This window comes from Verrucomicrobium sp. BvORR034, from assembly GCF_000739635.1.
In the GTDB taxonomy this organism is placed as follows: Bacteria; Verrucomicrobiota; Verrucomicrobiia; order Verrucomicrobiales; family Verrucomicrobiaceae; genus Verrucomicrobium.
Window position 1 is genome coordinate 63,144 of sequence record NZ_BATQ01000046.1, and the last position, 23,467, is coordinate 86,610.

Annotated in this window: 22 protein-coding genes, 1 tRNA gene and 1 pseudogene; 18 read left to right on the forward strand and 6 right to left on the reverse strand. The window is 60.2% G+C overall.

What is annotated here, in order from left to right; genetic code table 11:
* Positions 1-135: 135 nt before the first annotated feature.
* Positions 136-867 carry a hypothetical protein gene (locus BV034_RS35865; protein ID WP_265592773.1) on the forward strand — a complete coding sequence of 244 codons (732 nt, stop codon included), beginning with the start codon at positions 136-138 and terminating at the stop codon, positions 865-867.
* A 138-nt stretch (positions 868-1,005) separates the two neighbouring features.
* Entirely contained in the window at positions 1,006-2,253 is a 1,248-nt protein-coding gene (locus BV034_RS08215; RefSeq protein WP_063768712.1) for an alpha/beta hydrolase, read from the forward strand.
* Between the two features lie 13 nt (positions 2,254-2,266).
* Here the strand turns inward: BV034_RS08215 and BV034_RS08220 are convergent, their stop codons facing one another.
* Together BV034_RS08220 and BV034_RS08225 are read right to left on the reverse strand one after the other, a co-directional pair.
* Complete coding sequence (locus tag BV034_RS08220) at positions 2,267-2,620, reverse strand: translation initiation factor (protein WP_050025922.1); 354 nt, start codon at positions 2,618-2,620, stop codon at positions 2,267-2,269.
* Positions 2,621-2,683: 63 nt separating this feature from the next.
* Positions 2,684-4,387, reverse strand: coding sequence for a glutamine--tRNA ligase/YqeY domain fusion protein (locus BV034_RS08225; RefSeq protein ID WP_050025924.1), 1,704 nt, complete (start codon positions 4,385-4,387; stop codon positions 2,684-2,686).
* A 106-nt stretch (positions 4,388-4,493) separates the two neighbouring features.
* Between BV034_RS08225 and BV034_RS35870 the strand changes: the two genes are divergently transcribed.
* The 3 genes from BV034_RS35870 (at position 4,494) to BV034_RS08235 (ending at position 7,725) form a co-directional block, all read left to right on the forward strand.
* A complete protein-coding gene (locus tag BV034_RS35870; RefSeq protein ID WP_265592774.1) occupies positions 4,494-4,658 on the forward strand; it encodes a hypothetical protein in 165 nt (54 codons plus the stop codon).
* Between the two features lie 52 nt (positions 4,659-4,710).
* Positions 4,711-5,103, forward strand: coding sequence for a Minf_1886 family protein (locus BV034_RS08230; RefSeq protein WP_050025926.1), 393 nt, complete (start codon positions 4,711-4,713; stop codon positions 5,101-5,103).
* A gap of 90 nt (positions 5,104-5,193) precedes the next feature.
* Entirely contained in the window at positions 5,194-7,725 is a 2,532-nt protein-coding gene (locus BV034_RS08235) for a pitrilysin family protein (RefSeq protein ID WP_050025927.1), read from the forward strand.
* 430 nt (positions 7,726-8,155) lie between these two features.
* On the opposite strand, the gene BV034_RS08240 is transcribed toward BV034_RS08235, so the two are convergent.
* Positions 8,156-8,749 (reverse strand): hypothetical protein, encoded by a 594-nt coding sequence (locus tag BV034_RS08240; protein ID WP_050025928.1) that lies wholly within the window; start codon positions 8,747-8,749, stop codon positions 8,156-8,158.
* Between the two features lie 146 nt (positions 8,750-8,895).
* Between BV034_RS08240 and BV034_RS08245 the strand changes: the two genes are divergently transcribed.
* The 9 genes from BV034_RS08245 to BV034_RS08285 all read left to right on the forward strand — a co-directional run bounded on the left by BV034_RS08245 (position 8,896) and on the right by BV034_RS08285 (position 16,619).
* The gene (locus BV034_RS08245; RefSeq protein WP_050025932.1) at positions 8,896-9,393 is read left to right on the forward strand and encodes a YfcE family phosphodiesterase; all 498 of its coding nucleotides are present in this window, start codon (positions 8,896-8,898) and stop codon (positions 9,391-9,393) included.
* A 30-nt stretch (positions 9,394-9,423) separates the two neighbouring features.
* Complete coding sequence (locus tag BV034_RS08250) at positions 9,424-10,398, forward strand: rhomboid family intramembrane serine protease (RefSeq protein ID WP_050025934.1); 975 nt, start codon at positions 9,424-9,426, stop codon at positions 10,396-10,398.
* An 87-nt stretch (positions 10,399-10,485) separates the two neighbouring features.
* Positions 10,486-11,166 carry a 16S rRNA (guanine(966)-N(2))-methyltransferase RsmD gene (rsmD, locus tag BV034_RS08255; protein ID WP_050025936.1) on the forward strand — a complete coding sequence of 227 codons (681 nt, stop codon included), beginning with the start codon at positions 10,486-10,488 and terminating at the stop codon, positions 11,164-11,166.
* Entirely contained in the window at positions 11,102-12,379 is a 1,278-nt protein-coding gene (locus BV034_RS08260) for a 3-deoxy-D-manno-octulosonic acid transferase (protein WP_050025938.1), read from the forward strand. Before rsmD ends, BV034_RS08260 begins: the two co-directional genes overlap by 65 nt.
* A gap of 82 nt (positions 12,380-12,461) precedes the next feature.
* A tRNA-Glu gene (locus BV034_RS08265) sits at positions 12,462-12,536 on the forward strand.
* A gap of 467 nt (positions 12,537-13,003) precedes the next feature.
* A complete protein-coding gene (locus tag BV034_RS08270) occupies positions 13,004-14,065 on the forward strand; it encodes an ATPase, T2SS/T4P/T4SS family (protein ID WP_050025941.1) in 1,062 nt (353 codons plus the stop codon).
* 45 nt (positions 14,066-14,110) lie between these two features.
* Positions 14,111-15,196: a PilT/PilU family type 4a pilus ATPase gene (locus tag BV034_RS08275; protein ID WP_050025943.1), complete on the forward strand. Its 1,086-nt coding sequence runs from the start codon at positions 14,111-14,113 to the stop codon at positions 15,194-15,196.
* 48 nt (positions 15,197-15,244) lie between these two features.
* Positions 15,245-15,883 carry a hypothetical protein gene (locus tag BV034_RS08280; RefSeq protein WP_265592775.1) on the forward strand — a complete coding sequence of 213 codons (639 nt, stop codon included), beginning with the start codon at positions 15,245-15,247 and terminating at the stop codon, positions 15,881-15,883.
* Positions 15,884-16,037: 154 nt separating this feature from the next.
* On the forward strand, positions 16,038-16,619 hold the full coding sequence (locus BV034_RS08285) for an HNH endonuclease (protein WP_050025947.1): 582 nt from the start codon (positions 16,038-16,040) through the stop codon (positions 16,617-16,619).
* A gap of 192 nt (positions 16,620-16,811) precedes the next feature.
* Here BV034_RS08285 and lpxA read toward each other — a convergent pair whose 3' ends face one another.
* From lpxA to BV034_RS08300, 3 genes are read right to left on the reverse strand one after another with little or no spacing between them, the layout of a single operon-like run.
* Positions 16,812-17,600, reverse strand: a complete 789-nt coding sequence (gene lpxA, locus BV034_RS08290) for an acyl-ACP--UDP-N-acetylglucosamine O-acyltransferase (RefSeq protein ID WP_050025949.1) — start codon at positions 17,598-17,600, stop codon at positions 16,812-16,814.
* Positions 17,601-17,629: 29 nt separating this feature from the next.
* The gene (locus BV034_RS08295) at positions 17,630-18,943 is read right to left on the reverse strand and encodes a bifunctional UDP-3-O-[3-hydroxymyristoyl] N-acetylglucosamine deacetylase/3-hydroxyacyl-ACP dehydratase (RefSeq protein ID WP_050025951.1); all 1,314 of its coding nucleotides are present in this window, start codon (positions 18,941-18,943) and stop codon (positions 17,630-17,632) included.
* A 59-nt stretch (positions 18,944-19,002) separates the two neighbouring features.
* The gene (locus tag BV034_RS08300; RefSeq protein WP_265592776.1) at positions 19,003-19,458 is read right to left on the reverse strand and encodes a hypothetical protein; all 456 of its coding nucleotides are present in this window, start codon (positions 19,456-19,458) and stop codon (positions 19,003-19,005) included.
* Between the two features lie 185 nt (positions 19,459-19,643).
* Here BV034_RS08300 and BV034_RS08305 point away from each other — a divergent pair, with 185 nt between their 5' ends.
* From BV034_RS08305 to BV034_RS08320, 4 genes and pseudogenes are all read left to right on the forward strand, one after another.
* Complete coding sequence (locus BV034_RS08305) at positions 19,644-20,657, forward strand: ABC transporter substrate-binding protein (RefSeq protein WP_050025954.1); 1,014 nt, start codon at positions 19,644-19,646, stop codon at positions 20,655-20,657.
* Positions 20,658-20,662: 5 nt separating this feature from the next.
* Positions 20,663-22,048 carry an ATP-binding protein gene (locus tag BV034_RS08310; RefSeq protein WP_081887670.1) on the forward strand — a complete coding sequence of 462 codons (1,386 nt, stop codon included), beginning with the start codon at positions 20,663-20,665 and terminating at the stop codon, positions 22,046-22,048.
* Between the two features lie 30 nt (positions 22,049-22,078).
* Positions 22,079-22,777: a response regulator transcription factor gene (locus BV034_RS08315; RefSeq protein ID WP_050025959.1), complete on the forward strand. Its 699-nt coding sequence runs from the start codon at positions 22,079-22,081 to the stop codon at positions 22,775-22,777.
* Positions 22,778-22,999: 222 nt separating this feature from the next.
* Positions 23,000-23,467, forward strand: a pseudogene (locus tag BV034_RS08320) (hypothetical protein); the annotation flags it as partial.

Genomic DNA, 23,467 nt, shown 5'->3' on the forward strand with positions numbered 1-23,467 from the left:
GGTCATCGCCGACTCAGTTTTTGAGTGAATCGTAATGGACAACTGTGTAAGCTCTGCCTGGGCTTGTCCTGTGACAGGAGCCTGCAAGGTGGTAGATGGAGCCACCTGAACTCAACGCCACACCGTTCACGTCCTATGTTCCGATTTCTTAAAGCATCAGCTCTCATTCTCTTGTTTTGTGGATCAACTCTGGCAGATGATCGATTTCTGGATGCAGGCGCTCCAGCTGCGGATCGAGAGTGGCGTGCAGCGGACTACAAGACTGTAGTTCAAATTCTGAGTGAGAAAAAAGCTCCGTTGCCACGGTTGGAGGAAACTGATGGAAAGAAGGTCCTGCAGAGGTTCTGTTCCATCGAAAATCTCACCTTTGGACGGAATCGCACCCTTCCACTTTCCTCACGGATGGAGGATTTTTTCGGGCTGCAGCAAAGTGCAAACCAGGTGACTAAGCTTTATGTCGCCGAAGCTGTAGGTGGCGCAAAGGTGGCAGGTGAAATGAGCTTGCTTCTAGGCTTCATGCTTCACGTGTCAGCTTTGGGCATTGACCTCGTTGGCGAGTTCCTTCCAACAATTCCCAAGGACAGCCGCTATCAGGCACGCATGGATGCCCTGGCTCAGATGAGGAGTGGCCTTGCCACGATATTTACAGGAGCCTACTCGTCGATTGCGGATGACCAGATTTACACGGATGACCAACGCTCTAGCATGCTAGCGGCAGTCGCCGCCACTGCAGATCAGTTTTCGTCGGTTCTTGGGGCTGACACTAAGGTCGAAATGATCAGCAAGTTTTCCAAGCTTCAAGGGCGATTTACGTCGCCGAATGATCTGAAATACATTGAGACCATCACGAAAATGCTCGGCCGCTGACGATTTGCGTTTCCGTTACCCTCGTCGAGTCCTAGGACTATGAGAGGGATCACCTCCTGTAGAAGTTTTGGTCAAGAAGCTACGTTTCTCTTCCGTGCTCATCAGACCCTTTCAATCGCACCTGCTATTACTGCTTCCATGAACCTGAAATTCTACCTGCACAGTCCCGCTATCGTTTGCGCCTTGGGCATGTTCTTCAACAGCGTCGCCAAGGCGGCAACCCCTGAATCTGTTCCTCTCTGGCCCGAAGGGGCTCCGGGGGCGAAGGGGACGGAGCCGAAGGATGTGCCCCGGGTGGAAATCTTCCCTGCGGCCAAGGAGAAATCCTGCGGTGCCGGGGTGGTGGTGTTGCCGGGGGGCGGCTACGGTGGGCTGGCGGCAGATCACGAGGGCAGGCAGATCGCGAAATTCTACAATAGCCTGGGGGTGACGGCGGTGGTTTGCTACTACCGTCTGGGGTCGGCAGGTTATCACCATCCCACCGAGCTCAATGATGCCAAGCGGGCGGTGCGGTGGCTCCGGTCCAATGCGGACAAGCTGGGCGTGGACAAGGGACGCATCGGGGTCATCGGCTTCAGCGCGGGCGGTCACCTGGCCAGCACGGTGGGCACGCTCTTTGACAACGGGGATCCGAATGCACCCGATCCCATCGACATGCTCAGCTCCCGGCCGGACTTCCTGGTGGTGTGCTACCCGGTGATCTCAATGACCGAGGGCTACATGCATCGGGGTTCAAGGAACAATTTGCTCGGTCCGGACAAGGACAATGAGGAGATTGCCCGCCAGGTCTCAAGTGAGCGGAATGTCTCACCGCATACACCGCCCACCTTTATCTTCCAGACGGATGAAGACACGGTGGTGCCAGCGGAGAATGCCGTGGCGTTCTACCTGGCCCTGCGCAAGAACAAGGTGCCGGCAGAGATGCACATCTACCGTCGTGGACCTCACGGCGTGGGGCTCTTTCAGGGCGATCCAGTCCTTTCCACTTGGGGCAAGCATCTGGCGGACTGGCTGCGCAACGAAGGTTTCCTGAGCCCAGCCAGCACGAAGCGCGGCGCGGTGGAGGGAACCGTCAGTGTGAACGGCGCTCCGGTGGCCTGGGGCAGTGTCACTTTCACTCCTGAAGACCCCCATGCTCCAGAGGTGACGGCACGGGTGATGATGGGCAAATTCAATCTGCCTGCCCGTGATGGCGCGGTGTTGGGAAAGAACAAGCTGACGGTGAGCTACACCTCAGCGGTGGCTGCGGCAATCACTGATCAGGACGCGCCTGCCGGTTCGGTGAGTACCACGACTGTCTCCAACAAGGGCGGCGACGCGCTGATCTGGGATGTGAAGGAAGGCGCTGGGGCCAACAAGCTCGCGCTGGAGCTGAAGTGGGAGTGATGGAGCCTCGACGCTATTTCTTGATGCCGCCGACCTCGAAGCCCTCGGCTTCGAGGACCTTGCGGATGCGTTCCACCTGATCGCCCTGGATCTCGATGCGGCGGTCCTTGACGGTGCCGCCGCAACCGCAGGCGGCCCGGACGCGTTTGCCAATCTGCTCGATGACCGTGGCAGGGAGGTGGGACGCGAAGTCCTTGATCACGATGACGGTTTTCCCGCCGCGGTGGGCCGTCTCACGTTGTAGGGTGACCTTGCCCATCTTCCAGTGGTTTTGAGGAGCGCTGGCATCGCCTTTCCCAGCGGGTCCCGGCGGCAGGCCTGAGGAGCTCAGGTTGCCGAACGGGGAGTCGTCGGGGGTGGGGGACATGTGGAGGGGGGCTGAAATGAGGCAGGATGGAATCCTGCAGTACGGACAGGTTGGAAACCTGTCTTACTTCCCTTTCGCAAAACCATCCCGGAGGCTGACGGTGCGGTTGAACACCGGAGAACCGGGCTGGGAGTCCTTGGAGTCTGCCACGAAGTAGCCTACGCGGATGAACTGGAAGTGTTCGCCTGGTTTTGCTTCACCGAGAGTGGCTTCGAGGCGGGCGTCCTCAATGACTTCGAGCGACTTGGGATTGATGAAATCAACGAAGTCTCCGTTCTCGCCCGCGGCTGCGTCGGGATCGTCCACCGTGAAAAGGCGGTCGTACAGGCGCACCGGGGCGGTGACGGAATGCTCGGCGGAAACCCAGTGGACGGCGGCCTTCACCTTGGGTCGACCTTCCGGATTCTTGCCATGGCGGGTGGTCTCGTCATAGGTGCCACGGAGTTCGATGACATTGCCGGCGTCGTCCTTGATGACGTCGGTGCAGATGACGCAGAAGGCGTTGGTGAGACGGACCTCGGCACCGAGGGTGAAACGACGCCAGTCCTTGGGAGGGACTTCAGCAAAGTCCTCCTGATCGATGTATAACTCGCGGCCGAGTTTGACCTTGCGCATGCCTGCGTTCGGGTCCTCCTGATTGTTCGGGGCCTCGATCTCTTCGATCTGGCCTTCGGGGTAGTTGGTGAGAACCAGCTTGAGCGGGCGCAGGACCGCCATGCGGCGCAGAGCCACTTTATTGAGGTCCTCACGAACGGCGTTCTCCAGCACGCCGTAGTCGGTGAGTGCCTTGAACTTGGTCAGGCCCACGCCCTTGCTGAAGTTGCGCATGGCGGCGGAAGTGTAGCCGCGGCGGCGGATACCGCTGAGGGTGGGCATGCGGGGATCATCCCAGCCGGAGACGCGATCTTCCTTCACCAGGCGGAGCAGCTTGCGCTTGCTCATGACCGTCCAGTTCAGGTTCAGACGGGAGAATTCCCTCTGAACAGGGCGGCTGGGCAGACCATCGACGTTCTCCACGAGCCAGTCATAGAGCGGGCGGTGATCCTCAAACTCCAGGGTGCACAGGGAGTGGGTGATGCCCTCCAGCGCGTCGCTCAGCGGGTGGGCGAAGTCGTACATCGGGTAGATGCACCACTCGTTGCCGGTGCGATGGTGCTCTGCATGCAGGATCCGGTAGAGCACCGGGTCACGCAGGTTCAGGTTGGAGCTGGCCATGTCGATCTTGGCCCGCAAGGTGTGACTGCCGTCAGTAAACTCTCCTGCGCGCATGCGGCGGAAGAAATCCAGGTTCTCCTCCACACTGCGATCGCGGAAGGGGCTGGGTTTCCCGGGCTCGGTCAGATTGCCGCGGTACTCACGCATCTGGGCAGCGTTCAGGTCGCAGACGAAGGCCAGACCTTTGGTGATGAGCTGTTCGGCAAACTCGTAGAATTTCCCGAAGTAGTCGCTGGCGTAGTAGAGGTGGGTGCCCCAGTCGAAGCCGAGCCACTTCACGTCCTCCATGATGGAGTCCACGTACTCGGTCTCCTCCTTGGTGGGGTTGGTGTCGTCAAAGCGGAGATGGCAGCGGCTGTTGGGCGCGTTTTCCTCCGCGAGGCCGAAGTTCAGGCAGATGGACTTGGCGTGGCCGATGTGCAGGTAGCCGTTGGGCTCCGGGGGAAAACGCGTGACCACCTGGCCGCCATTCTTGCCGGAGCGTACATCGTTGGCGATGAACTCGCGGATGAAGTCGAGTCGGGGTGTGGCGGATTCGGTCGGATTGCTCATGGAACGGGAAAGATGAGTGCCTTTGCAAGGGGGCGGAGTCAATGGAGAATGAGGGGCGGGACGCTTGACGAGTGCGAAGGTTGCACCCAGAGGTGCGGATTCCTCCATGGTATCCCCCGACGAACGACGACTGATCCTCGGCATCCTGGCTCTGCTGCTGCTGGGAGCCGGAGTGAAGGCCTGTCGTCATCGCGGCGTCCAGACGGAGGTCCCCAAGGCGGTCATCCCCACAATTGAGGAGGTGGAGCCCCCACAAGCGGCTCCAGATTGACCCACTCCACCTTTGCGCCATCTTGGGTACCCCCCACCAGCTATTTCCGTTCATGAGAGAATCCTTTGCCCTCCAGCTTGCCGTTCATGAGGTGCAGCAGCGCGACAACCGCTATGCTCCAGAGAGCTATGCTTTTCTGTGCCAGGCTCTGGGCCACACGGTGAAGATGCTGGAGCGTGAAAATGAAGACGACCGCCACGTTAACGGCCGGGAATTGCTCTCGGGTTTCAGAGACCTGGCGGTGCTGGAATTTGGTCCCATGGCGGCATTCGTCATCAGGGACTGGGGCCTCGAACGCAGCGAGGACGTGGGAAACATGGTGTACAACCTCATTGGAGTCGGCTATTTCGGAAGGAACGAGACCGATTCCATTGATGATTTTTCTGACGGGGTGGACTTGATGGAGGCGCTGCGGCGTCCGTTTCAGGTTGCCCGCCGTCGTTGATTTCCTCTGCTCGGACTCTCTGTTCGTATCCCATCCAGCTCCTTTCCACCGGTGTGAAGACCTTGTTTCCGCCGATCTCATTCTGACTCCATGAAAAGTGATCTCACCATCCCCCCCAATGCCGCCCAACTGCACACCCTGGACAATGGCTTGGAGGTGATTCTGCTGGAAGACCACGCGCACCCTCTGGCGAGCGTGCAGTTGTGGGTGAAGGCAGGCAGCCTGCATGAGGAGAAGTGGACCGGGGCGGGGTTGGCTCACCTGGTGGAGCACATGTTTTTCAAAGGGACGGAGCGCCGGACGGCTCCCCAGATCTCCCAGGAGATCCAGGCGCTGGGCGGCTATGTGAATGCCTACACCACCTTCAACCGCACGGTGTACTGGATCGATGGGGTGGCCGAGAACGTGGATGGTTACCTCAACATCCTGGCCGACATGGCCCGCAGCTCGAACTTCCACGCGGACGAACTGGTGAAGGAGCAGGAGGTGATCCGGCGGGAATTCGCCATGGACAACGATGACCCCCAGTCCGTGCTGCAACACTTGATGCAGGCGACCGCCTTCCGGGAGCACCCGCTGCGTCACCCCATCATCGGACACCTGGAGATCTTCAATCAAGCCGGGCGTGAGGATGTGGTCGGCTTTGTGCGGCGGCACTATGTGCCCAACAACTGCTTCTTGGTCGTCGTGGGGGCCTTTGATTCCACCACGGTGCGGGCGGCGATTCAGCAGCATTTCGGCAGTTGGGAGCGCCGTCCCTATGAGCCGGTCCTGATGCCGGAAGAACCGGTGCAGGTGGCTCCCCGGCAGTCGGAGAAGGAGTTTAACACCGACATCGCCCGTCTCAGCTTGGGCTGGCCTATTCACGGGGACTCGCATCCCGACAAGCCAGCGCTGGATGTGCTGGGCTTCATTCTTGGCAGCGGACGCAGTTCCCGCCTCAATCTGGAATTGAGAGAACGACTTGGGATCGCCCATTGGGTGGGGGCTGGCGCATGGTCAGCACTGGATCGCGGCCTCTTCGCCGTGGAAGCGGAGTGCGATGCGGAAGATCTGGAGAAGGTGGAGGAGGCTCTCGGTCAGGTGCTGGACAAGATTTGCCAGAACGGTCCGACCCAGGAAGAACTCGACAAGGCAGTGCGTGCCACCCTCAGCCATCAGCTTAGGCTTCGCAGCACGACGCGTGGTATGGCCAACAGCCTCGGGCACAGCTGGCTGACAGTGGGGAACCTTGACCAGGATCGCACCTATCTGGAGCGCATCCGCACCCTGACGGTGGAAACGGTGACCAATGCGGCCAAGACGTACATTCAGCCGCATCGTCGCTGCCGTGTCTCCCTGCATCCGCAGGGCACGCTGAAGAAGGCGAGCCAGGCCAATGCCCGGGTGAACCGGGAGGAGGCGCAGCGCTTCACGTTGAGCAATGGCATGACGCTGTTGGTCGGCGAGAACCCGCGCCTGCCGCTGGTCTCCACGCGCATTCAGTTCCTGGCCGGGGTGCCGGTGGAAACGGATGAGAACGCCGGGGTGACCCAGATCACAGCCCAGTGGCTGGTGAAGGGCACCCAAAGCCGGACCGATGAACAGATCGCTGCCGTGCTCGAAGATCGCGGCGGATCCCTGCTGTCCACCGGAGATGCCCACCGACTGGTGGTGGGGGCGGATGTGGTGAAGGGGGACGAAGTGGTGGCGCTGGACCTGCTGACGGAGATTCTCACTCAGCCGGTGTTCCCAGCGGGACACCTGCCCAAGATCCAAAAACGTCAGCAGGCGTCGATTCGCGAAGAACTGGAAGACCCGCTTACCGTGGCTTTGCGTCGGGCGCGCCGGGAGATGTTTGCCGGTCTGGCTTTTGAGCGCACGGCGCTCGGGACCCAGCAGTCGGTGGCCAGCTTGAATGAAGAGGTGTGCCGCGCCCATTGGGAGCGCACGGTTCAGGGAGGCAACGGCGTGGTCTCGGTGTTTGGCGATGTGAAGGCTGTGGAGGTGCTCGCGCTCGTGGAAGAGCGACTGGGCAAGCTGACGCCTGGAACGAAGTCCACGGCCGGCTTTGATCCCGAGCATCCCACTGCGGCCTCAGCGCGTTGGGATCTCAAGCTCGACAAGGAACAAGGTGTGCTGGTGGTGGGCTTCCCCACAGTCGGCATGCAGGACGCCTATGCACCGGCGCTGCAACTCATCGATGAGGCCTGCAGTGACATGGGGTCGCGTCTCTTCAACCGCATCCGGGAGGAGATGGGGCTGGCCTACTATGTGGGCACGCAGGCCTTCCACGCTTTGGGATCCGGCGCGTTCTACTTCTACGTTGGCACTGATCCGAAGAAGCTGGATCTGGTAGAGGCGGAGCTCATGAAGGAGATCGCCAGCCTCGCCGAGGAAGGTCTGGAGTCTGACGAACTGCAGCGTGCCAAGACCACATGGAAATCCTCCTGGCTGCGCCAGCAGCAGGGAAATGGGGCCATGGCAGACGCACTGGGCTGGGATGAACTGAACGGCTTCGGCTTCGGCCATCATCAGAAGCTGCCGCAACTCATGGCTTCTGTGACGGATGCCCAGGTGAAAGAGACGGCAGCGCGGTTCTTTGATCCCGCCAAGGCGTTTGTCGTTACGGTGAGGCCGTAGGCCGCGGAGCGGCGAGACAAAAGACTGGAAGACGAAAGACAGAAGACCTGACGCTTCGCGAATGGCGTCGGGTCATGTCTTTGACCTTGCGGCGAAGGGTGTGGGGGCCGACGTTGACGGTGTTCTCGTGTTTCTCATTGCGAGTGCCCACGCCAACGGCGTGATACAACATAGCCCTGGGTTGAGCGCGAAGTGGTCGCCACCCCGGGTGTCGATGCGAGTTCGGGGCCCCTGCCCGTGTACCCACGGTGGCGGCTCGTGCCTCGCCTTGCCCTGGGCTACTTTTGTTTGACGCCCCTGGCGTCAGGTTATGTCTTTGGTCTTCTGTCTTGAAGTCTTTTGTCTCCCGCGAAGCGGGCAGGGCACAAAAAAACCGGTGTGACTTGCGCCACACCGGTTTCGGGAAACTTCTTTATCTAACGGGCCTGAATCAGGGGGCCTTGGCAGCGGCCAGAGGCGTGGTGATGGGCTGCTGCATGTCGGGGACGACGTGCCACTTCTTCGTGTCGAGCTTGTCCTGGGTCAGGGAAATAAGCAGCAGTTCTTCGATGGCCACGTCAGTAGTTTCCTGACGGGTGCGAACCACAGCATGCACGATCTTGCCTGCTTCTTCGGACACGAGGCCGAGGATGTTGATCTTGAGGGTCTCCTGCTTCTTCTTGATCGTCTCAGGGCTCACCTTCATCCGGCTGTGCACGGCGGCGCGATCCGCGACATAGGCCTCCTGCGGGGTCATCTTCTGAAGCTCGGCCACATCCTTCACGCCCAGCATGTTCAGCTTGGCGGCCTCCTCCGTCATGGTGGTCGAGTTTTTGACCGAAGTGATCATCTGGTTTTTGCGACGTTCCAGAGAAACGGGTAGCAGCATCGTGGAGGCTGTCTTCCAGTCCTGTTTCACCACCGCTTCGAGATAAGCGTTCACGACTTTTGCCGTTGGATGATCAAGCGGAAGGTTTTCAGCACGGATACCAGCAGTAAAAAGCAGGGCAATGGCGGCGGAGGCCAGGAAGGCGCGCAAATTCATACAGAAAGAAGGGGATGCGAAAACGTTTGACCCGAACAGCAAAAGTTTGTTCGTGCTAGTTCCTAGCCTCCGCTGAAATGCGCGTCAAATGAGAAATCGTCTCATGTCGAACGTGCGCGTCCTCCGAAAGTCTGTCCCTTGCCGCCATGAAGATTGCTGTTCTCAGTGACATTCACGATCACCTGCACCATTTGACTGCCGCCACCCGACAGGTTGGGGAGCTGCAGGCGGAGGCAATGGTGTTCTTGGGTGACTTTTGCGCCCCTTTCACGCTGGCCCAACTGGCGGAGAGTTTTTCCGGCCCCATCCATGTTGTGTTTGGCAACAATGACGGAGACCAGTTCCTCCTCTCCCGCGTGGCAGGCAAGCACACCCACGTGACGTTGCATGGGCTGCTGGCGGAACTGGAACTGGGCGGAAAGAAGATCGCCCTGAACCACTATCCAGACATTTCCCGCCGTCTGGCCGAGAGCGGTGCCTACGATGCGGTGTTCAGCGGACACGACCATCAGCGCTACGTTCACCAAGTGGGAAAGACCCTCTGGGCGAACCCTGGAGAGCTCATGGGACGCTTTGGCAATCCGGGGTTTGGGCTGTACGACACCGATTCCGGGCAATTTTCTCACGTGGACTTGGTGTTGTGAGTCGTTTTATGGTATAGCAGAAATAGCGATATGCTGAGTGATCGTGACTATATGCGTGGCCCCCAGCCTTCCCGCTGGTTGGAGGTCATGTGGCCGGATGCCGTAACGCTTCTGGTAATCATCAATGTGGCGGTGTTCGTGCTGCAGGTTTTTGGCGTGGCATCATCGGTGGTGATTTTGCCCGATGGCACGCCGGACCGACAACCTTGGGGGGCGTTCTCCCTCCAAGCTCTGCTTCAGGGGCGGGTGTGGACGCTGGTCACGCACATGTTTGTGCATGGGAACTTGTTCCACCTGGTGTGCAACTGCCTGATGCTTTTCTTCTCCGGCAAGGGGCTGCAATCTCTGGTGGGGCCGCGCTACTTCCTCTATGTCTATTTCATTTCCGGGCTGGGCGGTGCGCTCCTGGAGGTGCTGGTGGGCTGGATGGCCGGTCAACCGCATGCGGTGATCGGGGCGTCTGCGGCCGTGATCGGGGTGTTTGTGGCCATGGCGGTCATGCTTCCGCAGGAGGTGGTCACGGCCATGATTTCTCTGATCATTCCCGTCCGGGTGCGAATGTGGACGCTGGCGATGGTCGTCATAGGTGCCAGCACGGTGCTGGGGCTGCTGGAGATGCTGAGAGTGATCGACACTGGCGTTGCGCACTTTGCCCACCTGGGCGGGGCGCTCACGGGCATGTGGTTCATGCGCATCCTGGGGTATGGCGGCACGCCGGTGACCTACGAGCGGCTCTGGCATGAACGGCAGCGTCGTGAGGCCGGGCGCCCGGCTGTGGCTGCTACCAATGTCCGCCGCCGCCGTCGGGTGGTGGATGTGAATGAGCCGGATTCGGACACGTTTGTGCCTTCCCTCACGAAGAAGGAGTTCATTGAGCGGGAGATTGACCCCATCTTGGACAAGATTGCCAAGCAAGGGCTGGGCAGCCTGACTCATGAGGAGCGCCAGTTGCTGGAGCGGGCGCGCCAGGAGATCATGGAGCGTGAGGGCAAAGGAAAGGCTTAAGGTGGTCGGACGGGGCGAGCGAAGGCTGTAGCCTCGTATTGAACGGCAGGGCATCCCGGTATAGGGGTGGGACTTTTCCGCCCCATCATGAGAATCATCGCAGGCCGCGCTGGCGGCATTCACCTCAAAGTTCCCGCCATGGTGGCCCGCCCCACCGCCGACCGGGTGCGGGAGGCGTTGTTTTCAATGCTGGGTGAACTGGTGCAGGGAGCGAAGGTGCTGGATCTCTTTGCCGGTTCTGGTGCTCTGGGCCTGGAGTGCCTGAGCAGGGGGGCGAAGGAGGCGCTGTTCGTAGAGCAGCATGGGTCCGCCGCCACTCTCATCCAGGAGAACCTGACCAAGACGAAGCTGTCTGGCGGCAAGGTGACAAAGGCGGATGCCTTTGCGGCTCTGCGTCGACTGGCCGATGACGGCGCGCAGTTTGACCTCGTGTTTGCCGATCCTCCTTACACCAAGAAACCGGGCGACACCGACTTTGCCGGGCTGCTGCTGGCCAACGAATCCCTCCCAAAGGTGCTGGCACCGGGCGGATGGCTGGTGCTGGAAACCATGGTGACAAAACGCGACAGCGGGGTTATCCCGAACTGGGAGGTGGTGCGTGATCGTTCCTACGGCTCCACCCGCATCCTGCTGCTGCAACTTCCGACGATATCCGATGCCGAGAACCCTGGTGCTGCTGTGTTACAATCTGATCTTGCCGATAATGCTCCTGGTGATGCTGCCGGGGGCGATCAAAAAGATGCGAGCCCGGGGCGGCCGCTGGCGTGACCTATGGCAGAGGCTGGGCTACTTCTCGGAATCAGCGCGGGCGAAGCTGGACGCACTGCGTCGCTCGCGTGCTGAGGTGATCTGGATGCACGCCGTGAGCGTGGGGGAGGTGGGCATCGCGGTGAAGCTGGTGCACGAACTGGTGCGGCAGCGGCCGCAGGTGGGCATTGTGATCACTACCACCACTCCAACGGGGATGGCGCAGGCGGAGAAGCTGGCCACGGAGCTTCCGGACACGGTGGTCCCCCTCTACAGTCCGCTGGACGGCTGGTTCGTGGTGCGTCGCTGTCTCTCGGCGATCCAACCCAGGCAGATCGTGCTGGTGGAGGCGGAAGTGTGGCCCAATCTGGTGCAGGCCGCTTCCCGCCGAGGCATCCCGGTGCGGCTCGTGAACGCACGGCTGTCCCCGCGCTCTGAACGGCGCTACCGACAGCTCCGTGCCCTCGTGCGACCCATCTTCACCCTGTTGGCGGAGGTGATGGTGCAGGAGCCGGAGGATGTGGAGCGGTGGCTCTCTCTGGGGCTTGATCCCAACCGTGTGGTCTGGACGGGCAGCATCAAGTTTGATGAGGCTGGTGACCGGGAACCGGTGGAGCAGATGGCTGAATTTCGCGAGATCCTGGAGCGTGAGGGGATCAGTCGCGCTCGTCCCGTCCTGCTGGCTGCCAGCACCCATGCGGGCGAGGAAGAGGAAATTGCCAGGGTTTACCTCCGGCTGCGGGGCGCACATCCCGCGCTGTTCCTGATGCTGGTGCCGCGCCACGTGGAGCGCTCGGCGGAAATCCAGCAGCGGCTGGGGGCGATGGAGCTGAAAGTGCGGCGGCGGAGCATGGTGGACCGCGAGCAGACCGCCGCTCCCGACTGCCTGCTGGTGGATACGACCGGGGAGCTGAAGGCCTGGCAGGGGCTGGCTACGCTGGTGGTGGTGGGAAAGAGTTTCCTCGCTACTGGCGGGCAGAATCCCGCAGAGGCAGTCATGCTGGGCAAGCCTGTCCTGTTCGGCCCGCACATGGAAAACTTTAGCGCGCTCGTGCGGGTGCTTCTGCTCCGGCAGGGGGCCGCCCAGGTGCCGGACTTTGCGGCCCTGCAGGAGCGCCTGGATCACCTTCTGCGGCATCCGCAGGAGGCGCAGGCCATGGCATATGTGGGACGCGAGGCGCTGCGTGCCCATGAAGGAGCGACGGCCCGCTCTGCCGCCCGTCTGCTGGCGTAAGAAAAGAAGAAAAGTTGAAGAAAATGAGCAAAATCCAGTTGCACATTTTCGGAATCTGAGCACATTCACAGCCCGCACAAACGACCCCTTCGTCTAGCGGTTAGGACACATCCCTTTCACGGATGCGACACGAGTTCGATTCTCGTAGGGGTCGCCACTCTTTCTCCAAGGATGAGAAAAGTGGCAGGACCAGCAACCACCAGTTAAGTTGGCGGCTAGAACCTTCGCTCTGTCAGGCTGGGTTGCGTGCGTTTGAAAAGCGGTTGCTTCACCGGTTTCACGGCGTCTGCTCCGGGATGGGTATTTCCTGAATCCAGGTGAACCTGTTCCCCCTGGGGATGCCGCTATTTCATTGAACTTTGACGACAGGTCGGGCTTTTGTCGCGCTGCGAAAGGCCCCTTCGATCCAGAGGGCGGCCCATCTCTCCTGAAAAAGTCCCGACGGTACCATCAGAAAGGGGCAGTCGGAGGGGGAGGTCTTTCAGCTTCGCCTGCCCCGGCAAAACGTGCAACTTCAGGCCTGGGAAGGGGTTCATCGGAAGGGCTTCTGGCAACCAGGGAACAGAGACGTTCCACAAATGCCATTGCCAGCCTGTCTGACCCTGTGATAAAACGCCGTCCTTCATGTCATCATCTCTGAGCATTGACTCCCTCCTCGAGGCCGCGGAACAGCACCAGGTCAGCGACCTGTTTCTCCAGGAGGGGGAATTGCCGCGATTCAAGATCAACGAACAGCTGATGGTTTACGGAGAGGAGCCACTGGGGTTGCCGCAGATCCTGTCTCTCTGGCAGGCCTGTGGCGCAGATCCCGCCACGGACATGGATCGTGATTCGGGCCTGATCTCCCAGAATCATGTGCGCTTTCGTGTGAATCTGCACCGCACCATGGGCCGCCTGGGGGCGGTGTTGCGGCGCATCAAGACGCAGATTCCATCTCTCGACACGCTGGGCGTGCCGGTGGATCTGCTGACCCGGTGGGCATCGCGGAACTTTGGCCTGGTCTTGGTGACCGGTCCGACGGGAACAGGAAAGTCCACGACGATCGCCTCCCTTCTCCAATGGGTGAATCAGAACCTGGCCCGGCATGTGGTCACGATCGAAGATCCGGTGGAGTATGTCTTCACCAATGACATGAGCCACTTCACCCAGCGCGAAGTGGGGCGGGATACCAGCTCTTTCGCACAGGGTTTGCGTGGAGCGATGCGCCAGGCGCCGGATGCCATTTTTGTGGGGGAAATCCGTGACTTCGACACCGCTCTGACGGCCTTGCAGGCGTCTGAGACAGGGCACCTCGTGCTGGCCACTCTGCACTCTGAGCGGGTCAGCGACACCATGGAGAGGTTTCTGAACCTTTTCCCCAAGGATCAAGCCGGAGTGGGCACACACATGCTTTCCAGCCAGCTGGTGGGGGTACTCTGTCAAAAGCTGGTGCCCAGGACCGATGGCGGCCTCCATCTTCTGGTGGAGCACATCGAAAACGTGGGGGCCATTCGTGATTGGATCTCCCAGAGAGACTCTGCGCACATCCAGGATTTTCTCCGCAAAGGGTCGGATGCAACGACTCGAGCCTTCATGCACAGCGCGATGGCCGCCTACGACGCAGGACTCATCACTGAAGCCACGGCGGTGGAAGCGCTGGGCAGCGAGACTGAGTTCCGCAGGGCGGCTCGCGGTATCCGGGGCTGACGATGCGTCGTTGCCTTCCTTAACCACCTTCTCAACCATTTCCTCATGGCTCAGCACGACCTCATCGACTATCTAACCCTGGTCTGCCAGTTTGGCGGCTCGGACCTGCATCTCAGTGCGGAAGCACCTCCGATGATGAGGTTGAACGGCATTCTGCAACCCCTCACAGACGAGGTGTTGGATGCGGAAACCTGCCGCGAAATCATCCTGGGTGGCCTGAAGGAATCCCAGCGTTCCCGTTTGGAGCAGGAGTGGGAACTGGACTTCGCCATTGAAGTGGAAAACCTGGGGCGCTTCCGTGGGACCGTGTACTACGTGACCAGTCATCTGGAAGGTTCTTTCCGGCACGTGCCGGAGCATATTCCCGATCTGGCTGATCTTGGTCACGGGCCCAATGTGGAGAGGATGTGTGACCGGGAGCATGGGCTTATCCTCATTGCCGGGACGAGCGGCTCCGGCAAGACCACCACTCTGGCCAGCATGATCCAGAAGGTGGCGCGTGAGCGTGGGGGTAACATCGTGTCCATCGAAGACCCAGTGGAGTACGTCTTTAAACACCACCGCGGGGTGGTGCGGCAGAGGCAGGTGGGGGCGGACACGCAAAGCTTCGTACATGCCCTGCGCAGTGCCCTCCGCGCCGATGCTGATGTGATCGTCATTGGCGAGATGCGAGACCTTGAGAGCATCCGCATCGCCATCACCGCGGCGGAGACTGGTCACCTTGTCATTGGGACGCTGCACACCACGGATGCCAGCACGACGGTGGCGCGCATCCTTGATGCCTTTCCGGAAGAGATTCAGGATTATGTGAGCTCTCAGCTCGCCCACAGTCTGATCGGCGTGGTCTGTCAGCATCTCATCACTCGTCTGGATCAACCTGGGCGAGTCCTGGCGACGGAGGTCATGACCAACAACCACGGGATATCCGCGTGCATTCGCAGTCGTCGTTTCGCCCAACTTCCCGGCCTCATCCAGATTGGGGGTAACGATGGCATGCACACCATCGACGACAGTCTCAGCCACCTGCTCCGTCACGGATTCATTTCATTGGAGGACGCTCTCGCCCGCTGCCGTGACAAGAACATGATTCACCAGGCCAACCACCAGAGGCAGCAGGCAATGCGCCGTTGATGGCTGCTTGCTCCTCCTCAGGAAACGCCTTAAGATCGAAGCAGAGTCATGAGAATGCTTTCCATCATCATCGTTGCCGTCGGTATGTATTCCGGCTGGATTCTCCTCCAGCGGGACCGTGCCAAAAAGGTGGAGGATGGGTGGGCGCTGCAATGCTCCAAGGTTCTCGACTCCCAGGCCAATGGCCGGATCGTGGTCGCAAACCCAGGCTCCCCGGATGAAGGGGCCTACTTCAAGATTCTGCATTTCATGCGGAAAGCGGAGATGGATGGGCGCGATCTCCACATGATGGTGGGCACTGCCTGCGAAAAAATCAACATCACAGGGGAAAAGCGAGGTCTGATTCAGGACGCGCTGATCGCCAACTATGACACCGCGCGGAAGCTGAAAGTCTTTGATGACCCGATGAACATGGTGCGGTTGGAGCAGGGGCAGGCCGCGCTGATCGCCCTCGTGGGATGGCAGGGCGAGCCCGTTGCCGTGGGGGTGGTGATCCCGCCGACCCATGCGCCGGAGCTCGCCAATCATCTGATCAATCTGGTGCTGCTGCCCTCCAGTGTGCGGGATGCGCAGACAGACCGGCTGACCAAGGAAGTGACGGATGCCGCCCGCAAATTTGAGCGTGCAGGAGCTTTGCCCAAGTCCACGCTGGACTCCATCTACCTCGCTTCTCGCTCTGGGGAGTAGGGAGGTGTTGGTATTTTTGGAAAATGTGGAGAATGCAGTTTCCCTGGGTTCAGAAGCCCCCTTGGGACTCGCGGCTGTGAATCTTGCGTGAAGGTTTACTCAGATCAAACAGGTTGACTAATTGCCGTGTCTCTAGCACCAAGTAGTCCCAGCCATGGGCGATGTCCTCCACAAGACGACGGTGCTGGTGCTTAACCGCAACTGGCAGGCGATCGACATCAAAACGCCGGCTGATGCTTTTTGCATGATGGCCGCCGGGACAGCCACGGCCTTGGACATCGCGCAGGGCGACAGCATGAGTCCGACCAAGTGGCCTGAATGGCTGCTCCTACCTGTGCGGGACAGTGACAATGCGGTGCTGACCGTGCATGGGCCGGTGCGCATTCCCACCGTGCTGGTGCTGGCCCGGTATGACAAGGTGCCCAAGCGTCGCCCCAAGCTGAGCAGCCGTGGCATCTGGGATCGTGATGGGGGCGTTTGTCAGTACACGGGGAGGAAACTCACCCGGGACGAAGGGAACATCGACCACATCATGCCGCGGTCGCGTGGCGGGAAAACGAGCTGGGACAACTGCGTGCTGGCGGACAAGCGCATCAATAGCCGCAAGGCGGACCGGACTCCCGAGGAGGTGGGGCTGAAGCTGCAGCGCAAACCAGGCACACCCAGAGAGATGCCTTCCACCTATTTCATCCGCAACGTTCATGGCGTTCCGGATTGGGAGATGTTCCTGGAGTAGCGGGAAATGTGGCAGGTCTGCGGGAAAAGGGGAGCCCTGAATGAAGCGGGGCCTTCAGCCCTGGATGTCATGGGACCCAGGAACCTTGGGCGTTGCACAAGGCTGGTAGGAGGCCGGGGCCATTGACCCTCAGCTTCTCCTCGTCTCGAAGTGCTGTGTACCCGTGCTAGGTGAAAATGGCCAGCGTTCCAACTACTCCCTCCCAGCCCCGACGATGCCGCGTTGGCTGCCTGCGACGAAGGTGATCAAATGCTCCAAATCCGGATCGGCTGTCTCCTGGCGGAGCTGTTCCAGAGCCTGGCTGATGTTGAGCTTGCTGCGATACAGGGTCTTGTAGGCCTGCCGGAGGGCGCGAATTTGAGCTTCGCTGCGACCATGGCGTTGGAGGCCGACCATGTTCACGCCGCGGGCGCGGGCAGGGTTGCCATCCACGATCGTGAAAGGAACGACGTCTTGCACGATCTTTGAGCAACCGCCGGTGATGGCGTGCTGGCCGATGCGGCAGAACTGATGCACCGCCGTGAGCCCGCCCAGGATGACGTGGTCTTCCACGGTCACGTGACCAGCGAGGGTGCCGTTGTTGGAAAAAATGACGTGACTGCCCACCACGCAATCGTGAGCGATGTGGCTGTAAGCGAGGAAGTTGTTGTGACTGCCCACGGTGGTCTTCGTGTGGGGCAGGGTGCCGCGATTCACCGTGCAAAATTCGCGGAAGACATTGTCATCACCGACCTCCAACCAAGTGGGTTCTCCGGCATACTTCAAGTCCTGCGTCTGCTGCCCGATGGAGGTGTAGGCGTAAAATTTGTTCCGTGCACCGATGCGGCTGGGGCCGCAGAGGGTGACGTGATTTTGCAGCCAGCAGCCATCCCCGAGCTCAACGTCTGGGCCGATGATGCAGTAGGGACCTATGACCACTCCTGCGCCCAACCGGGCGGAAGGGTCGATAACGGCGGTGGGGTGAATCTGTGACTCAGGCATGAGGCGGCAAGTCGGATCGGATCAGGGCATCAACGGTCCATCAAGGCGAACATGAGATCGGCTTCGCTCACCACCTGTCCATTGACGATGCAGCGCCCTCTTGCCGTACCGATGGAGCGTTTCACCTTGAGCAATTCCGTCTCGATGAAAAGGATGTCTCCGGGGAGTACGGGACGGCGCCACTTCACATTGTCGGCGCTCATGAAGTAGCCGATCTTGCCCTGGTTCTCCGGGGCGCGAAGGAGCTGGATGGAGGCCACCTGGGCCATGGCTTCGAGTTGAAGCACGCCTGGCATGATGGGATGCCCGGGGAAGTGCCCCTGGAAGAAGGGCTCGTTGATGGTAACGTTCTTGACGCCTGTGCACTTGCTTTCGCCTTCGAAGCCCACGATGCGGTCCACCATCAGGAACGGATAGCGGTGAGGAAGGATCTTCATCACCTCGTTGATGTTGAGGACGGCCTCGCCGGAGGGGATGTGGATGGGCACCGGCACCATGGCGCGCATCTCGTTGTAGGTGCGCAGAAGCTCGCGGGCCATCTCCGTATTGGGTCCATGACCCGGGCGCACGGCGATGACGTGCCCCTTGATACGGCGGCCGAAGAGGGCCAGATCACCCACGATGTCGAGGATCTTGTGACGGACGAATTCTTCCTTGAACCGGAGGGGGTGCTTGCTCAGGGCGGTGTCGCCGCGGATGACCACAGCGCTTTCCAGCGTGCCACCCTTGATGAGGCCCTTCTCCAGAAGCGGAGCGATGTCCTCATAGAACACGAAGGTGCGTGCTGCCGCGATCTCCTTTTCGTAGGTCGTGGGGTTGATCTCGGTGGAGAAAAACTGGGTGGTGCGGCCTTCCGGACCCACATGGGTGCAGGAAATACGGAACTTCTTGTCCGGGACGATGGTCAGCAGGCTGCCATCGCGGGATTCAAGGTGGAGGGGCTCGCGCACTTCAAAAACTCGGCGGGGCTCATCCTGCGCCTGGAGTCCGGCCTTTTTGATCAGCTCAACGAATGGCAGGGCGCTGCCGTCCGCGATGGGGGGCTCGTTGGCGTCCATTTCCACGATGGCATTGTCCACGCCCATGCCGACCAGGGCGCTGATCACGTGTTCCACCGTGTGAACGTTCACACCGCCTTCAGCGATGGTGGTGGCTCGCTCCACTTTCTGCACTTTTTCCACGGAGGCCGGAATGAACGGGCGGTCTTCCAGATCCACACGACGGAACTTGATGCCAAAGTCCGCCGGAGCGGGTTGCAGCGTCAGGGTGACCTTTTCCCCGGTATGCAGGGAGGTCCCTTCCAGGGAGGCGGCTTTGGCGATCGTGTGTTGGCGGTCTGACATGGAACGCGGGAGTTAGCCGCGCCATGCGTGGAGGTCAAGCCTTGAGAACAGTTCCCGGATCATTCCCCGCGCAGGGCGGCGCGACCTTCGCGGTAGCCTTTCTCGTAGCCCTTGGCGAAGGTGGACTCGGTGTCTAAAGTGTACGCGTGCCGGTGGCGCTGGTGGTTGGGTGCCTGGCCGTTCTCGCTGTCGGTGCGTCCGGCATCGTAGCCATGGTTTTGGGCGGCGTCGCGATCCACTTCCCTGGCTTCCGCCTGGTCCTCCCCGGTCTCGTAGCCGAGATCATAGCCCTTCTCGAAGGGCTTTTCAGTGCGGGGATTGTACTCGTAGTAGTAGCGCTCGTAGTCGCTGTCGCGTCCGCGCCGGCCGTCCTGGAATCCATGGTGGTAGCCGCCGCGGTAGGCCGCCTCGCCCTGCCCGGAGTACATGCCGCTGCCCGGTGCGGGAGGAGGCATGCGGGTGCAGCTGGCAAGGGCCAGGAGGAGAACCGGGACAGTGGCGGACAAAGGCTTCATGGCAGGTTCGACAGGGAATGTAGTGGCCGGAATAAAGGCCAAATCTTGCCCATCGGCAAGAAAGGGGTTTCCGATGCTGAAGCCTTCCGGTTGACTGTAAGAGTGAAGAACATGATCGACCACCATTGCGAAAACGCAGAAGGTGCCCGGAGCTCCCGGCACCGGGAGCGAGAAGGGGGGTGGCGATGAAAGAGAAGAAATCGGGAAAAGTGGGGGAGCGCGCTCAGCAGGGTTGGATCTGGGGCGTGGGGGGGCTGTTGGCGGCGTCGGCTTTCTTGCTCTACGGCACGTTTACCTGGCACCCTCCAGAGGAGATTCGGCCGTTGAAGGTGGCAATTGGAATCTGGCCTGGCTCCGAGACGTTCGTCTATGCCCGGGAAACGGGACTCCTGCCCCGGGAAGAGGTGCAGCTGGTCGAAATGTCGTGGTCTTCCGCCACAAAAGTCGCTTTCGCGAACCGGGTGGTGGATGCCGCTGTCGTGTCCCTGGATGAAGTGTTGAGGCTGCTGGAGAGCAGGAATGATGTCAGGGTGGTGATGGTGGTTGGGTTCTCCCAGGGAGGGGATGCCCTGTTGGCCCGTACGGGAGTCAAATCCCTGGCGGAGTTGAGGGGGAGGAGGATTGGTGCTGAGCTGAATTCCGTTGGCTCCTTTGTCCTGAGCACCGCACTGGAGGATGCCGGAATGCCCGAAGGCTCCCTGGACCCGGTGGCCATGAATCTGGCGGAGATGGAGACTGCCTATATGGCGGGGGAGCTGGACGCAGTGGTGACCGGCGAGCCCTGGACGACCAGGTTGAAAGCCAAAGGTGCCGTGGAGCTATTCAGCAGCCGCCACATGAACCGGGATGTGTGTCGTGTGCTGGTGGTGCGGGAGGAAATCCTGGTGGAACGACCAGACGACATTGTCCGGCTGGTATCGGCCCACTTTCAGGCGAGACCGCTGCTCCAATCAGGCGGAGATGCGAAGGCTCTGAAGATCATCAAGCGCCGTCTGGGAGTTTCGGATGAGGACTACAAGGTGGTGATGTCCAACATGGAGATGCCGGATGCCGGCGAAAATCTGCGCATGCTCGGGGGAGAGTTGCCAACATTGAGATCGCTGGCCAACAGTGTGGCGAAGAAGATGGTGCGGCAGAGGCTGCTGGCCGCATCTCCCAAGGCGGAAGACTGGATGACGGCGGAATTTCTGAAGGAGTGAGTTCAATGAAACGATTGATGACCCTGCATCTCCTCGTGCCGGCCGCAGTGGCCTGTTTTGGCATGGCCCTCATCGTGGTGGGGTATCTGCGCAATGAACAGCAGCTCAGGGATCGTTCGCGGAAAGAATTATGGGACAACGCCTATCGTGAAGGCACCCGTTTGTCGCATATCGCGCAGCACCTGTTGCGCAAGGGGCTGGTGCAGGCGGCAGATCTGGAGATGAGCTATGTGGCGCTTTCTCCACACCTGACCCTTGGCGTGATCTGTGATGGCGACGATGTCGTGCGACATGCTAGCCAGATCCAGTGGCGTGGGGTGTCGTTGAGGGAGACTCCACTGGAGGCCATCGTGCCACGTCTGGGGGCCATTCGCAAAGAGTTGAACGGCCAGGTGGCCATCTACCCGGACGGAGAAGTGCTTTGGGCGGTGTTTCCCTTTTTCGAGCGCAGCACCACCACCCCCTTTGTGGTGGTGCTGGCCTACGATCTGGTGGGGCCGAAGAAGGAGTCCACCCGGTTGGCGAGACACGAGTCCATTTCGCAGAGTTTGGGACTGCTGGGGGGATCCCTCGTGCTGTGGATGTTGTTGGACACTCTGATCACCCGGCGTATTGCCCGTATTCTGGTGTTTGCCAAACAGGTGGCATCGGGACGCAGCCCTGGTGTTCCGGCGACGGGGGCTGATGAAATAGGTGCGGTGGGGCAGGCGTTCGCGGATACCGTGGGGCAACTGCGGAGTACGGAGAAACAACTGCTGGAGGCTGCGGAACAGGAACGCTGGCGCTTGGGCATGGATCTCCACGATGACATCTGTCAGAGAATTGCTGCCGCCCAGCTCAAGGCTGGCGTGCTGGGGGTCTCCCTGGCCCGGGAAAACTCGCCGCACAGTGTGCTGGCCAAGCAAGTGGCAGAGCAACTCTCCGATGCCGCGGACATCGCGCGTGGGTACGCTCGTGGGCTGGCGCCAGCCACACTGGATCGGGACGGATTGAACGCGGCACTGCGGGATATGACAGGGCACCTCACCAAGGCTTTTGGGGTACCCATGCACCATGATACCGATCCGAGGGTGCTGGAACTTCCGGATGCCACTCAGGTGCACCTGTTCCGCATCGCTCAAGAGCTTGCCACCAATGCTGCCAAGCATGCCAGAGCCACTTTCATCAACATCAGTCTGACCTTTCGAGACGGGCTGTTGGAGCTGAAAGTGGAGAGCGATGGCAGACGTTTTGAAATCGATTCAGGACCGATGACCGGGATGGGGTTGCAGCTGGTGAACCAGCGGGTCCGTGCGCTCAATGGCAGGCTGTTGTTCCTTGAACGTGACGAACCGGGCGGTGGGACGTTGGCCGTGTGTGAGGTGCCAGTGGCACCAAGGCTTGATCATTAATTGCGAAACCGCTAATAAAGATGGATGACCATGCAATCTGCCGATTCCCCCCGCCGGAAGAGTGACCCGACCTGCCGTATTGGCATTGTGGAAGATCACACTTTTATGCAGGAAGGCATGAAAATTTTTGTAGAGAGCCTTTCAGGATTTGAGTGCGCCTGGGTGGCGGGCACCGCTGCGGAGGCAGTGGAGAAGATCTCACAGGATGAACCGAATGTGTTGATTGTTGACATCACGCTCCCCGACCGGAGCGGGTTGGAGTTGATCAAGGATCTGCATGCCACGCACAATCAGATGAACGTGCTGGTGGTGTCCATGCACGAAGAGGATCTTTATGCGGAACGAGCCCTGAAAGCAGGTGCGAAAGGCTATATCATGAAAAATGCGCCTCACGATGTGTTCGAGAGTGCATTGATCCGCATCTCGCAAGGCGGGGTGGCGGTGAGTCACAAGATGACAGACCGGGTCCTCATGGCATTCTCCTCTGGAGTGCAGCCGCGGCCGGACAGCGGTCTTCATAGCTTGAGCGACCGGGAGTTCGAAGTGTTTCAGCATCTTGGCGAGGGCAAGAGCACCCACCAGGTGGCGGAGTCCATGCGGATCAGCCCCAAAACGGTGGATGTGCACCGTATGAACATCAAAAACAAACTCAATCTGGAAGACGGAGCAGCGGTTACCCGATACGCCATCCGCTGGGCGGAAGCTCGCAAGCACGGGGCGGTGGAGTAGGGCGATCCTGTTAAGATGCGAACGAAACGATTTCCTCTGTCATCTGATTCGATTGTGGTATTTAGGAAATAGCTTTCACCCTTGCTTCCGCAATCCTGGGCATGGTAAGCAGGATCTTTACGGTGTTTTCCGTGATCCCTGTTTAGACGGTAAACCGCACGACCAATGGCGTGAGCCTGGGCTCTGATAAATAGTGTTGGGACCCCCCACTCTTTTTTTCTCATGCCTATGCAATTCGCGCTGCCCGCCTCCTCTGTAGAAGGGGGTTTTCATCTGAACGGAAAATACCCCAGGCTTGAGCTCTCCGACCTGGAGCAGGTGCCCGGCGTGAAGTCGGTGGCGGTGTATCTGAGCCCGGAGACTGCGAAGGCCATGCTGGCGCGCAATGTGCGCAACCGGAAACTGTCTGACCAGGTGGTGGAGAAGTATGTCGAGGAAATACTGAATGATGAGTGGCGGCTCACGCCGGCAGCCGTGGGGTTTGATTCGGAAGGCACTCTGGTGGACGGTCAGCATCGGCTGTCAGCCATCGTCAAGGCCGGCGTCACCGTCCCCATGGTTGTTACGCTTGGGCTTCCCGTGGCCGCTCAGGAAAAGGTGGACCGTCAGCGTCGTCGCAGTCTCTTTGATGCGCTGTACCTCTCCGGTCAGGTGCGCAACCGGAAGTGGGTGGAGATCTCCACCTGCCTA